Origin of the sequence: Acinetobacter sp. Q186-3 (genome assembly GCF_013420655.1) — a bacterium.
GTDB classification, from domain to species: Bacteria; Pseudomonadota; Gammaproteobacteria; order Pseudomonadales; family Moraxellaceae; genus Acinetobacter; species Acinetobacter indicus.
On sequence record NZ_VOXS01000004.1, the window covers coordinates 13,852 to 26,928 of the forward strand.

At 46.7% G+C, this 13,077-nt stretch carries 14 protein-coding genes; 11 read left to right on the forward strand and 3 right to left on the reverse strand.

What is annotated here, in order from left to right; genetic code table 11:
• The first annotated feature begins 157 nt into the window (after positions 1–157).
• The 11 genes from FTT64_RS04730 (at position 158) to FTT64_RS04780 (ending at position 10,851) form a co-directional block, all read left to right on the forward strand.
• A complete protein-coding gene (locus FTT64_RS04730; RefSeq protein WP_005178820.1) occupies positions 158–1,135 on the forward strand; it encodes an SIS domain-containing protein in 978 nt (325 codons plus the stop codon).
• 3 nt (positions 1,136–1,138) lie between these two features.
• On the forward strand, positions 1,139–1,678 hold the full coding sequence (locus tag FTT64_RS04735; protein ID WP_005178818.1) for an HAD family hydrolase: 540 nt from the start codon (positions 1,139–1,141) through the stop codon (positions 1,676–1,678).
• 40 nt (positions 1,679–1,718) lie between these two features.
• Positions 1,719–2,261 (forward strand): LPS export ABC transporter periplasmic protein LptC, encoded by a 543-nt coding sequence (gene lptC / locus FTT64_RS04740; RefSeq protein WP_005178816.1) that lies wholly within the window; start codon positions 1,719–1,721, stop codon positions 2,259–2,261.
• Positions 2,251–2,817, forward strand: coding sequence for a lipopolysaccharide transport periplasmic protein LptA (lptA, locus tag FTT64_RS04745; protein ID WP_005178815.1), 567 nt, complete (start codon positions 2,251–2,253; stop codon positions 2,815–2,817). Before lptC ends, lptA begins: the two co-directional genes overlap by 11 nt.
• Positions 2,817–3,560: an LPS export ABC transporter ATP-binding protein gene (lptB, locus tag FTT64_RS04750; protein ID WP_005178814.1), complete on the forward strand. Its 744-nt coding sequence runs from the start codon at positions 2,817–2,819 to the stop codon at positions 3,558–3,560. Before lptA ends, lptB begins: the two co-directional genes overlap by 1 nt.
• A 142-nt stretch (positions 3,561–3,702) precedes the next feature.
• Positions 3,703–5,244: a TolC family outer membrane protein gene (locus FTT64_RS04755; protein ID WP_104470859.1), complete on the forward strand. Its 1,542-nt coding sequence runs from the start codon at positions 3,703–3,705 to the stop codon at positions 5,242–5,244.
• Complete coding sequence (locus FTT64_RS04760; protein WP_163145711.1) at positions 5,241–7,379, forward strand: type I secretion system permease/ATPase; 2,139 nt, start codon at positions 5,241–5,243, stop codon at positions 7,377–7,379. The genes FTT64_RS04755 and FTT64_RS04760 overlap by 4 nt, the downstream gene beginning before the upstream one ends.
• A complete protein-coding gene (locus tag FTT64_RS04765) occupies positions 7,376–8,560 on the forward strand; it encodes an HlyD family efflux transporter periplasmic adaptor subunit (protein ID WP_005178811.1) in 1,185 nt (394 codons plus the stop codon). The genes FTT64_RS04760 and FTT64_RS04765 overlap by 4 nt, the downstream gene beginning before the upstream one ends.
• A gap of 102 nt (positions 8,561–8,662) precedes the next feature.
• Positions 8,663–9,262 (forward strand): YigZ family protein, encoded by a 600-nt coding sequence (locus tag FTT64_RS04770; RefSeq protein ID WP_005178810.1) that lies wholly within the window; start codon positions 8,663–8,665, stop codon positions 9,260–9,262.
• Positions 9,255–9,872 carry a DapH/DapD/GlmU-related protein gene (locus FTT64_RS04775; protein WP_005178809.1) on the forward strand — a complete coding sequence of 206 codons (618 nt, stop codon included), beginning with the start codon at positions 9,255–9,257 and terminating at the stop codon, positions 9,870–9,872. The genes FTT64_RS04770 and FTT64_RS04775 overlap by 8 nt, the downstream gene beginning before the upstream one ends.
• Positions 9,873–10,008: 136 nt before the next feature.
• Positions 10,009–10,851, forward strand: coding sequence for a universal stress protein (locus FTT64_RS04780; RefSeq protein ID WP_005178808.1), 843 nt, complete (start codon positions 10,009–10,011; stop codon positions 10,849–10,851).
• A gap of 142 nt (positions 10,852–10,993) precedes the next feature.
• Here FTT64_RS04780 and FTT64_RS04785 read toward each other — a convergent pair whose 3' ends face one another.
• The 3 genes from FTT64_RS04785 to fdxA form a co-directional block, all read right to left on the reverse strand.
• Positions 10,994–11,659 carry an O-methyltransferase gene (locus FTT64_RS04785; RefSeq protein WP_180182092.1) on the reverse strand — a complete coding sequence of 222 codons (666 nt, stop codon included), beginning with the start codon at positions 11,657–11,659 and terminating at the stop codon, positions 10,994–10,996.
• 132 nt (positions 11,660–11,791) lie between these two features.
• Positions 11,792–12,514 carry a D-Ala-D-Ala carboxypeptidase family metallohydrolase gene (locus FTT64_RS04790; protein WP_180182093.1) on the reverse strand — a complete coding sequence of 241 codons (723 nt, stop codon included), beginning with the start codon at positions 12,512–12,514 and terminating at the stop codon, positions 11,792–11,794.
• A gap of 130 nt (positions 12,515–12,644) precedes the next feature.
• Positions 12,645–12,968: a ferredoxin FdxA gene (gene fdxA, locus FTT64_RS04795; RefSeq protein ID WP_005178805.1), complete on the reverse strand. Its 324-nt coding sequence runs from the start codon at positions 12,966–12,968 to the stop codon at positions 12,645–12,647.
• Positions 12,969–13,077 lie beyond the last annotated feature (109 nt).

The window sequence follows — 13,077 nt, forward strand, 5'->3', positions numbered from 1 at the left end:
ATCAGCAACAGGCGGAATCATGAAGAAATCGTGTGAAATCTTATACATTTAAAAACGTGACATTTGCATAGATATGCTAAAATTGCGAAAATTAATTTCTGCTTGGATGAAGACCGTTCAGCCCTGAACGAAGGTTAAAAATTTGAATTCTGAAAACATGTCAAACCCGATTGATTTTCAAGGTGTGGCGCTCAGTACCTTGCGTATAGAAGAACAAGCTTTGCAAACACTGGCCACACAAATTGATGAGCGCTTTAGCCGCGCCTGCGAAATTATTTTGCAATGTAAAGGCCGTGTGGTGATCACCGGTATGGGGAAATCCGGGCATATTGGCCGTAAAATGGCGGCGACTTTTGCCTCGACCGGTACACCTTCATTCTTTATGCATCCGGGCGAAGCAGGACATGGCGATTTAGGCATGCTGGTACGGGGTGATGTGCTGATTGCCATCTCCAATTCTGGCAAAAGTGATGAAATCATGATGCTGATGCCGCTGATCAAACATCTGCAAGTGCCGTTAATTACCATCAGCGGAGATGACAGCGGCCCAATGCCACAAAATGCCGATGTGGCTTTAACTTTAGGGAACATTCAGGAAGCCTGCCCACTGGGTCTGGCACCGACCTCGAGCACCACCGCAACATTGGCCTTAGGGGATGCACTGGCTGTGGCCTTACTTGATGCGCGTGGGTTTACCGCAGATGATTTCGCCCGTTCCCATCCTGCGGGTGCTTTGGGTAAACGCTTGCTGTTGCATGTCAAACACTTAATGCATACCGGCGCCGAGCTGCCAAAAGTCGCGCCAGAAACCCCAATGAACAAAGTGCTGTATGAAATTTCCGACAAGCGTTTGGGGCTGACCACGGTGGTGGATGAACAGGACACCTTATTGGGAATTTTCACTGATGGTGATTTGCGCCGTTTAATCGACAAACAGCAGGGCTTTGATATTCATCTGCCGGTGGCTGAAGTCATGATCAAGCAGCCTGCGACCATTTCTCAGGAAGCCCGTGCGGTTGAAGCACTGGCACAGTTACGCGATAAAAAAATTAATCAATTTGTAGTGGTCAATGATGCACATCAGGTGATTGGTGTGATCAGTATGCATGACCTGATTCAGGCCGGGGTAAATTAAAAAATGGCATCGTATATTTTATTGGAACAGGCACGTCACGTTGAGGCTTTGGTTTTAGATGTCGATGGTATTTTAAGTGATGGCTTCGTTACCTTAACCAATAGCGGTGATGAAATTAAAAACTTTGATATTCGTGATGGTCTGGGCATGAAACTGGTGCAGCAGGCCGGGGTGAAAGTCATCATCATTACCGGGCGTACCAGCCATATTGTTGAAAAACGTATGAATGCCTTGGGTGTGGACCTGATTTATCAGGGCCGTGAAGATAAAGGCGTGGCTTTACGTGAAGCCTGTGCCCAGCTGAATCTGGCACCAGAAGACTGCTTATATATGGGCGATGACTGGCCGGATTTGTCTGCCTTTGCCATTGCCGGGATGAAAGTGACGGTGCCGAATGGTCATGTTGAAGTGCGTCGTCGTGCTGATCTGGTGACTCAGGCGCAGGGTGGCCGCGGTGCGGTACGTGAAATCTGCGACATGATCCTGATGTCAAAAGGCGTATACGAACAGTTACTTGAAAAGTATACCGCGATCCCTCATTAATAAGATATTCCTCTGATTGAGTTGAGTTAAAACCCCACTTATGGACACCCGAGTTTTATATATTACTGCGATTGCAATTGCAGCTGTAAGTGGTGGTTATTACTATTACAGCGGTAAAGGCAATAAACTGGATACCGAGGGTTCCAGAAGTATGACCTATACGGCGGAGCAGATTAACCTGACTCAAACTGATGAACAGGGGAATTTATATGTTCGCGCTCAGGTTGACCGTTTAGAGCAGGATATGCAAAAGCAGACCTCTCAATTACAGAACCTGAATGCGTCGATGTATAAAGAAGGGAAAGTTGATGCCACTTTTTATGCCAAGCAGGCGCATGGCTATAATGACAATGAAAAAGTGGTGTTATCTGACCAGGTGCGTGCCACCAAAATCTTAGCGCAAGGTCAATTAGAACTGCAGACGACAGAATTGACGGGCTATCCGGACAGTCGGGAAATTGAAACCGATAAACAGGTGATGGTGCAGTCTCCACAAGCTGAATTTGTAAGCCAAGGACTGAAAGCCAATTTGAATGATGGTCAATACGAATTTTTTAATATTCGAGGAACATATGAACGTTAATCCGAAGCTTGCAACACCTCGTACTTTCCTGAAGAAAGCCGCGCTTGTAGGTTTGGCAGTATTGTCCTCAGCTACAGCCTGGGCCTTGCCTTCAGACCGGAACCAGCCAATTACCCTGGTGGCTGACCGTGCGACATTTAATGAGCGTACCGGTATTACCACCTATACCGGTAATGTGATTATCGAGCAGGGCACAATGCGCTTGCAGGCCAATTCAATTGTGGCCAATCTGAACAGTAAAAAAGAAATCAGCACCATTACCGCCAATGGTAGTCCGGCACAGTTCCAGCAAAAGACTGACCCGAATAAAGGTCTGGCCAAAGGTCAGGCGCAGAAAATTGTCTACAATGCGGAAACCGGTATTATTACTTTGTCGGGCGGGGCATTTTTACAGCAGGATGGGGCCAGTATTCGCGGCAATACCTTGCGTTATAGTATGAACAAAGGCGATATTGAAGCCATTGGTACGCCAAACAACACCGGATCATCTTCAGGTCGCGTACAGATTGTGATTCCACCATCCAGTTCAAAATCATTTCCGGGAGCACGCGATTAATGGATCAGGTCGTACAGCCACAAACTCTGACAATCAAACACCTGGCCAAAAACTACAGTAAGCGCTGGGTGGTGAAAGATGTTTCTTTCTGTATGCAAAGTGGCCAGATTGTTGGACTGCTTGGCCCAAATGGTGCTGGTAAAACCACCAGCTTCTATATGGTGGTTGGCTTGGTACGTATGGACAAGGGGGAAATTCATCTGGATGAACTGGATTTATCTGACCTGGCCATGCATGAACGTGCGCGCAAAGGCATTGGTTACCTGCCACAAGAGGCGTCAATTTTCAGAAAACTGACCATTGCTGAAAATATCATGTCGATTCTGGAAACCCGTAAAGACTTAAACAAGCAGCAGCGTCAGCAACGTTTAACCGAACTGCTGGCTGATTTTAAAATTACCCATATTAAAGATTCACTGGGCATGAGTGTCTCCGGTGGTGAGCGACGTCGTGCAGAAATCGCCCGTGCTCTGGCTGCCGATCCGAAATTTATGTTGCTGGATGAACCTTTTGCCGGGGTAGACCCGATTTCTGTCGGGGATATTAAAGATATTATTAGCACCCTTAAAGATCGCGGAATTGGTGTATTAATTACCGATCATAACGTGCGCGAAACATTGGCAATTTGTGAGCGTGCTTATATTGTCAGTGAAGGTGCAGTGATTGCCGAAGGAACCCCACAGGAAATTCTGGAAAATGAAACTGTGAAACAGGTCTACTTGGGCGAAGATTTTAAGGTGTAGTTGGTGAAAAACACATATAATTGTTATTTGTTGTATGTGTTTTATCCTGAAAGCGTTTTATAATTAACAAAAGTATAAAAAACTAGCTTAAAAACATTTACAATTTTAAAAATATTTCAAAATATTAGTTTGAATGACGACAATGATGGGTTGCAAGAGCTTAACAGTTCATAAAAATAAATTATTCAGGCAGACGCTACTGTGGCAGGCTTTATTGCTGAGTGGACTGCTGAGCCAGTCGCTTTATGCTGAAACGACGACTTCAGAACGGCAAACACTTCAACAGAGCGTGGCACGTTTATTTACCCCGCAATCTGACCAGAATTTTACTCGTGTCCGTATTAGTGAACTGAGCCAGTTTCAGCTCGATACACAAAATATTCAGGAAATGCCCCGGGCAGTACCAGCATCATCTGTTTCAGAAACAGCGGCATCAGCCCGATCCTCTGTGCAACAGCCTTTAAGTTTTAATGACACCATTCGGACCGCTGTTCAGCGTCATCCTGAAATTTCCCAGGCCATTTCCACTTTGGCAGCCCAGAATGCCAGTATTGATGTGGCGAAGTCCGGTTATTATCCGCAATTATCTGGTGGTATTTCCACAGCAGACCTGACCAAAGGCGAGCGCGGCCGTCAGCTGCTGAGCCTGAATGCCACGCAAATGCTTTATGATTTTGGCAAGGTCAAAAGCAGTGTCAACTTGGAACAGGCCCGTTTGGCCGCAGAGCAGGCCAATGTGCTGGTCAGTATTGATGATATTGCTTACCAGACTGCCAATGCCATGATTAATATCAAACGCTATCAGGAAATTACCCGTATTGCTGAAGAGCAGATTCAGGGGATTGCCCGCATTGCGGAAATCACCAATTTACGTGCCGAGGCCGGAATTAGTACCCAGGCCGACCCGATTCAGGCCCGTTCCAATCTGGAAGCTGCGGAAGCCAATTTAATTGTGCAGCAAACCCAGCTGCGCCAATTTCAGCAAAAGCTGCGCACCTTGGTCGGGTTTGAGGTTCATCAGCGTAACTGGCAGATTCCAGAGCGGCTGGTGAAAGAGGCGCAATTATATTCAGAGCCGGTTTTTCAGCAGATTCCCGGACTAATCGCTGCTCAGGCTGAAGTTGAAGTGGCCAAATTACGCAAGCAGCAATCACGTTTAAGTGCTTATCCCACTTTAAATGTGAAAGGTTCTATAAGTCAGGCCATCAATGGTCGTAATCCGAATAACAATGAAGATGATGGCCTCTATAATTCGATCATGCTGGAAGCCAATAGCAACTTTTATCAGGGCGGCGCAATTGCGTCACAAACCCGGGCGGCCAGTTATGCAGAAGAAGCGGCCAAGGCACGGGTCAATAGTGTGTATCTAGAGGTGCTGGATGAAACCCGCATGCTGCGTGAAGAAATCCAGAACAAGCAGCGCCAGATGAATATTCTGGTCAAGCGTCAGGCCACCACCATCCAGACCAAAGAGCTGTATCAGGAACAATATAAATTAGGCACGCGCTCAGCTGTCGATTTACTGAATGCCGAACAGGCAATTCATAGTGCCGCCCAGGAAATTGAAAATACGCGTTTTGATATTTATGCCGCCATTGCGCGCTATATCTCCATTACCGGACGGACACGCGATATTTATGATTTAAACCATATATCCATTCAGGGGTTTGAAGTTCAGCCATGAGTACTAAAATAAATTATCAACCATGGCTTCAAGCAGTTCTGAGCATTGCCAAGCATTACCGGATTGAACCATCCGCAGAACGTATCCGCTTGCAGCTGGACTGGAATCCGAACCAGAACATTGATGATATTTTAAATCTGATCGCCCGTCAGGTGGGCCTAAGTCTGCGCAAAACCGACTTTAGCGCCGAAGTGATCAATCCCTGGCGTTTGCCGGTACTGGTTGAATTCCAGGATGGTCAGGTGGGCGTAATTGACAAGGTCGATGCTGAGGGTAACCTGAGTATTCAGTTCAGTGGTGATCAGGGTTTGTCACAAATGCTGGCCAGCGACACCTTGGCTGAGCATGTGCGGCATGTCTATATCCTGCGCCCGGAAAAATCGGTGCCCGATGCGCGGGTAGATGAATATGTCAAACCTTATGAAGATAACTGGTTCTGGTCAATTGTGCTGCGGGACTGGAAACGTTATATCGATGTAATGTTTGCCTCCCTGATGGCCAATATTCTGGCGCTGGCCACCATCCTGTTTTCGATGAATGTCTATGACCGGGTAATTCCGGCACAATCGGTTCCCACTTTGTGGGTGTTGGCAGGTGGGGTGCTGATTGCGGCCATTTTCGAGTTTAGTTTAAGGGTCGCACGGATTTACCTCTCCGATATTATCGGCAAGCGCGCTGATCTGCGTATTTCAGATCGGGTCTATGGGCATGCGCTACGGATTAAAAACAGTGAACGCTCTAAATCGACCGGGACCTTTATTTCACAAATTCGTGAACTGGAAGGGGTGCGTGAACTGGTGACGTCGACCACCATTTCTGCAATCGCTGATTTGCCTTTCTTCCTGCTGTTCCTGGGCGTGTTCTGGGTGATTGGCGGGAACCTGTTCTGGGTGATGCTGATTGTGGTACCGCTCATGATTATTCCCGGCATTCTGGCGCAAAAGCCTCTGGCTAAACTGGCTAATGAGGGGATGCGTGAAGGGGCAATCCGCAATGCCATGCTGGTGGAATCGGTACAGGGCATTGAAGACATCAAGTTATTACGCGCCGAAGCCCGCTTCCAGAACCAGTGGAATCATATGAATGAAGTCTCCGCCGATATTGCCATGCGTCAGCGTAAAATTGTTGGGGTGATGACGGCCTGGACCCAGAAAATTCAGGGGCTGACCTTTGCAATTGTGGTGCTGGTCGGCTGTTTTGCCGTGATGGATGGAGAAATGACCACGGGTGCTCTGGTGGCCTGTTCAATTTTATCTTCACGGATGCTGGCGCCCATTTCACAGATTGCCGGCGTGCTGGGCCGTTTACAACAGGCCAAAGTGGCGAAACAGGGACTGGATGAATTAATGAAAAAACCGGTTGATCAGCCGGAACATAGCCACTTAATTCATCGTCCGGTGTTAAATGGTCATTATGAATTAAGCGGGGTCAGCTTTAAATATGGCGAAGATGATCCTAAACCAACCTTGATGGTGCCCAAGCTCGAAATTAAAGCTGGTGAAAAAATTGCCATTCTGGGTCGTAATGGTGCCGGGAAATCTACCTTGTTGCAGCTTTTTTCCGGCATGCAAACCCCGAATCAGGGCAAAATTAAACTCGATGGCGTAGAACTGGGCCTGATTGATCCTGCTGATGTACGCCGTGATATGGGGCTATTGAATCAGAATGCACATCTGTTTTTTGGCACGGTACGGGAAAACCTGACTTTGGGTGCACCATTGGCCAATGATGACGATATTTTACAGGCACTTCGAATTACCGGCGCGTTGGCTTTTGTGCAGGAAAAGAAAGAAGGGCTGGACCATCTGATTCTGGAAGGTGGTGTGGGGTTCTCTGGCGGCCAGAAACAGGCCTTGCTGCTGGCACGTTTGCTGCTGCGTCAGCCGAATATTTTATTGCTGGATGAACCGACGGCTGCAATTGATGATGTCTCCGAGAAACAGCTGATTGATCATTTGAAAATGTGGCTTGGGCACCGGACTTTGGTGGTGGCCACCCATCGCCGTGCAGTGTTAGAGCTGGTGGACCGGATTATTGTGGTCAATGATGGAAAAATTGTGATGGACGGGCCACGAGATCAGATTCTTAATCAGTCTGCATCTCAACCACGTCAGATGGCAGGAGCGAAGTCATGAGTGAACAATTAAGCAAACGTTCAATGCAGGTGACCGAGCTGGAGCCACCTTTACCTAAAGCCAGTCTGTTTATCTGGATTATCTGTATTGGACTGGCAGTTTTGCTACTCTGGGCCTGGCTGTTCAAGCTGGAAGAAGTATCTACCGGCACTGGTAAAGTGGTGCCATCTTCGAAAGAGCAGGTGGTACAGTCCTTAGAAGGCGGGATTCTCACCACCTTGAATGTCCGCGAAGGGGAAATTGTTAACCGTGGGCAGGTGCTGGCCCAGCTGGACCCGACCCGGTTTGCTTCTAATGTGGGGGAATCGGAATCTTTGCTGGTATCTTCCTTGGCGACTTCGGCCCGGTTACGCGCTGAAGTAAATGGCACACCCCTGGTTTTTCCGGAAGAAGTGTTAAAAGAGCCCAAACTGGTACAGCAGGAAACCGCTTTATACAATTCGCGTCGGGCCAACTTAGAAGAATCGCTGGCCGGTTTACGGCAGGCTCTGGTGCTGGTCGAGCAGGAATTGCGTATGACTGAACCCTTGGTGGCCAAAGGTGCGGCCAGTGAAGTGGAAGTGTTGCGTCTGAAACGCGAGGCCAATGACCTGCGTAACCAGATGAATGATATTCGTAACCAGTATTATGTCAAAGCGCGTGAAGAGCTGTCCAAGTCCAGTACCGATGTACAGACCCAGCAACAGGTGGTACGTGGCAAGTCCGACACCTTGAACCGCACAGTCTTCAAGTCGCCGGTACGGGGTGTGGTCAAGGAAATTGATGTGATGACCATTGGCGGGGTCGTACCGCAAAATGGCAAGTTAATGACCATTGTGCCTTTAGATGAACAGCTGTTAATTGAAGCGCGGATCTCGCCGCGAGATATTGCATTTATTCGCCCAGACCAGGAAGCACTGGTCAAAATTACCGCCTATGATTATTCGATTTATGGCGGTTTAAAGGGTAAGGTCACGGTGATTTCACCGGATACCATCCGTGATGAAGTCAAGCAGGACCAGTTTTATTATCGGGTCTATATCCGGACTGATACCGATAAACTGACCAATAAATCTGGCCAGCAGTTCAGTATTACCCCCGGAATGGTGGCCACGGTTGATATTAAAACTGGTTCTAAAACCGTACTGGATTATCTGATTAAACCGTTTAACAAGGCCCAGGAAGCATTACGCGAGCGTTAATCGTCAACTCAACATAACCTCCCAGTTTGGGAGGTTTTTTATTGCCAAAATTTGCCTGAAAACACGTTATAATTTCAGAGATTATTGCATTTTAGCTGTGTTATGCCATTTACCATTGCCTCCCTTGTTCGCTTTGAAGAAGATATTAAAAAGAGCCGTTTTGAGGCCATTGCCGTACCGGTAGAAAACGAACAGGCGGTTAAAGATTTTCTGGAAGCCAACAAAGACCTGACCACTACCCATCAATGCTGGGCATGGAAAATTGGCCATCAGGTGCGTTTTAATGATGATGGTGAACCTTCTGGCACTGCCGGCCGACCTATTCTGGCTACCATTGAGGGCAATGAGCTGACCAATGTGCTGGTGCTGGTCAATCGCTGGTATGGCGGGATTAAACTTGGCACCGGTGGCCTAGTGCGTGCCTATGGCGGTTGTGCCGGGCAATGCCTGCTGCTGGCAGAAAAAATTGAACTGATTGAAAAGAAAAAAGTCGAGTTTCAGTGCCAGTTTAATGAATGGGCCATTTTTCAATATGAACTGAATAGCCAGAATATCGAGTTTCAGGAACAGTACGGGGCAGATGGCGTGCAGGTCAATGCCTTATTACAGGTGCATCAGATTGAGCCTTTGGCCTTAAAAATTCAGGACGTTACCCGCGGCCGGGAACAGCTCAAAGTCATGGAGGAGCCAGCAGATGACTGAACATGATCCTTTGCTGAAATATCGGGAACAGCATAAACATCGGCTGAATTATATGCCATGGCTGTACTGGTCGCTGAAACCGAAAAACCGGGTTTGGGCCGAAGCCTGGCAAAAAGACTATCAGGCCTATTTGATGGAGATGGAAACGGTAGAAATTGGCGAGAACTGCTTTATTTCACCGCTGGCACATATTTTTGCCGAACCGGGACGTAAAATTATTATTGGGGATAATACTTTTATTGCTGCAGATTGTACCTTGCATGGCCCGCTGGACATTGGCAGTGAAGTGGCAATTAATCATCATAGTATTCTAGATGGGGGCCGGGTCGGGATTAAGATTCACGATCAGGTGCGTATTGCGGCCTATTGCCATTTATATGCCTTTGATCATGGCATGGATTTGGCTCAGCCGATTTACCAGCAGCCGGTGCGTTCGCAGGGCATTGAAATTGAACGCGATGTCTGGCTGGGTGCTCATGTCGGCGTTAAGGATGGTATTAAAATTGGCGCCCATGCGGTTGTTGGCATGCACAGCATGGTCACCAAAGATATTGAAAGCCGGGCCATTGTCGCGGGGAATCCGGCACGTTTGATTCGTTATCGTGATTAATTTCAGACATAGTTCTCTATCTGCAAATGTCTGTGTTTTATTTACATTTTGTCATGTCATCCGCTGAGGACTTATGCTAAGTTTTAGATAACAATTAAAACGAAAGCCTGGCAGACAGGCAACAAGAGAGGCGACAATGAAACGAGTAATTGCCTGTATTGATTCTTCACCTTGTATCAATGCACTCGCGGAAGCCGCAGCGTGGATAGCCAAGCAGACCCAGCGGGAACTGGTGCTGTTACAGGTGCTGGACTATTATCCGGCCAGTTATCACTTAGGTGAAATTAGCGGGGTCATTGGTTTTGAAAGCAATGCCATGTTATTGAAGGAACTGGCCGAGCTGGAACAGAAACAGAGCGACATTGCGCTGGAATATAGCAATAATCTGCTGCGTCATATTTCCGAGATGGTGCAGCAAAAATATAATATTGTGCCGACCCAGATTCAGGAAAAAGGCGATTTTCTTGAACAAAGTTTTAATGTCTTACAAGAAGATGATATTGCGGTTATTGGCCGGGTCGGGGAGCGTTCCGCCGAACGCAATAAAGCCCTGGGCAGTAATGTCGAAAACTTTATCCGCGGAGCCAATTGTGCCGTTATGACGGTGGGCGAGCAGTTTAAACCGCCAACCCGTTTTATTTTCGCTTATGAATATTCACCAACCTGCTTAAAAATCATGAAGCGCATCACCCAAAGTGATTTGCTGCGTCTGCTGCAATGTCATTTGCTGTATGTGGGTGATCATCCGGAAATATTGAATGAGCCGACCCAGTATTTAAAAGCCGCTGGTTTAGATGTGGTGGTGGAATATCGTTATGGAGATGTGGCGGAGAATATTCTGGATTATCAGCGTGAACATGGTATTCAGCTAATTTTGCTTGGGGCCTTTAGTCATAGCAAAATCCATCAGTTTTTCCTTGGCAGTATTACCACCACCATTTTCCGGAATTCGAATGTGCCGTTACTGGTAGTGAAATAAAGCCCAAATATCTTACACGCATCTGATGAATTACTGTCCAAGGTTATCCGCATTTATTGTGGATAACTATATGGACAGTATATGTAAGTTTATAAAAAATAAAATAAATATTATTTTGTGTGTTTTTTGTTCTGTTTGGACCTTATTTAACGATGGCCAAGGCAAAGCCATCATGCCCTTTGCTGCCTACCGTTTGCAAGGCAGTTGAGGACAATAAACGTGGATGCTCCTGCATCAGCTTAAACATCTCGCGAATGCCTTCAATGCTAGGCTTGTGATTGTCCGGATTGATGATGTCACCGGCGCGAATTACATTGTCCAGAAAAATTAAGGTGCCGGAGCGTGACAGATTCAGGCTCAGTTTCAGATATTCCGGATAGCTCTGTTTATCGGCATCAATAAAAATAAAGTCAAACGGGGCAGTATCAACCGGCAGGCTCTTTAAAATATCGGCGGCGCGGCCAACACGCAAATCAATAGTCTGTTTCAGCTTGGCCTGATCAATATTTTCCTGCGCCACGGCGGCGTGTGCATCACGGCCTTCAATAGTCAGAATATAGCCATCTTCCGGTAAAGCGCGCGCCAGCCACATGGTGCTATAGGCGGCAAAGGTGCCAAGTTCCAGAATACGTTTACAGCCGTTCATCTGAATTAACATCTGTAACAGCATGCCCTGGTTGGGCGCAACAGCAAGGTGATCCGGATAACCCCGATCATCGGTATGTTTTAAGGTTTGGGTCAGAATCGGATCTTCAGGAATTAAATGTGTTTCGATGTAGTGGTCGAGGTCGGTCCACATTTGTTTCATAGTCGGGGGCACCTTTGTTGCAATGCATGCATTTTAAACTTTTCCCCCTAGAGTGCAATTTTTATCGGGAGAGTTGCAGAATTAATAGACATAAAAAGAGGTGCCGCAGCACCTCCGTATTCAGATCCGGATTTATTCGTAATAGCACATTGACGAATAGCGGCTTAAATTCGGTCCCCAGGTACGATAGCCCTGCGTATCAATATGGATTTGCCCTGAAGCATACAGTCCCAAGCCCATATTCAGGCTTTGACCATACTGGGTCCAGAACTGGCACAGTCTGAACTTGGTATTTTCAATAAAGGCATAATCTTGCGGCTGTGGAAATTCCGGCCCAATCCGGAAATCAATAGCGGAATTATATAAATGCCGTGAGGAACTGGCACCACCGGCGCACTGGTTCAGCGGTAAATCGCGATAGACTGAAGTGACTTCAAAATCGGTCAGGACTTTGGAGGCAACCAGATATTTAAAGACTTTTAAGGTTGGAATCTGATTGCGCCATAATTCGCGGTTGGGCACCATGTATTGCGAGCGGCCACATTTTTGCCAGTCACGTGCGGTGCGCAGTAATTCAAAACTTGGAATAATATTGCCGACGCCTTCAGCATTCAGGAATTTTTCATATTCGCGGACCTGGCGCAGGTTATCGGTCACGGCAATCCAGCTGTTATAGGCATAGGGCACCACTTTTGGTGCGACCTTGCGTTCATAGCTGATTTTTTCTTGTGGGATATAAATCCGTTTTCCATCAGGCGAATGAATCGTTTTCCCTTTCTGCGGTGTGGTTGTACATCCGAGCATGATCAGGGGCACGATGCTGAGCGAGAGCATCGCCTTGAGAAATTGCGTCATTATGCAAATCAAACGTTTACTAAAATCCTAAGCATTCTAATCTAAAAGCTTCGGTAAAAATTGAAAATATTGCAATCAAATGTGTGTTTTAGGTATAAAAAAAGATCAGCTTTTGCTGATCTTTTTAAAATTACTTTTCTAAGTATTGTAATTTGTCTGGCTTGCCATTCCATTCTTCACGGTCAGCAGGTTGTTCACCAATTTGCGTGATATTTGGCCATTTTTCTGCCAGTTCAGCATTCAGCTCGATAAATACTTCTTGACCTTCTGGTAGCTCATCTTCCGAGAAAATCGCATTGGCTGGACACTCAGGTTCACACAGTGCGCAGTCGATACATTCATCCGGGTTAATCACCAGGAAGTTTGGACCTTCATAGAAACAATCTACAGGGCATACTTCTACACAGTCTTGATATTTACATTTAATACAGTTTTCAGTGACAACAAATGTCATGGCGACAGCTACCTAAAAATATGGTTCTAATAACTAAGCTGTATTTTAGGCAAAAATGATGTGAACTAACAATTGCTTTTACTGATATTTGATATAGACAGTGCTACTA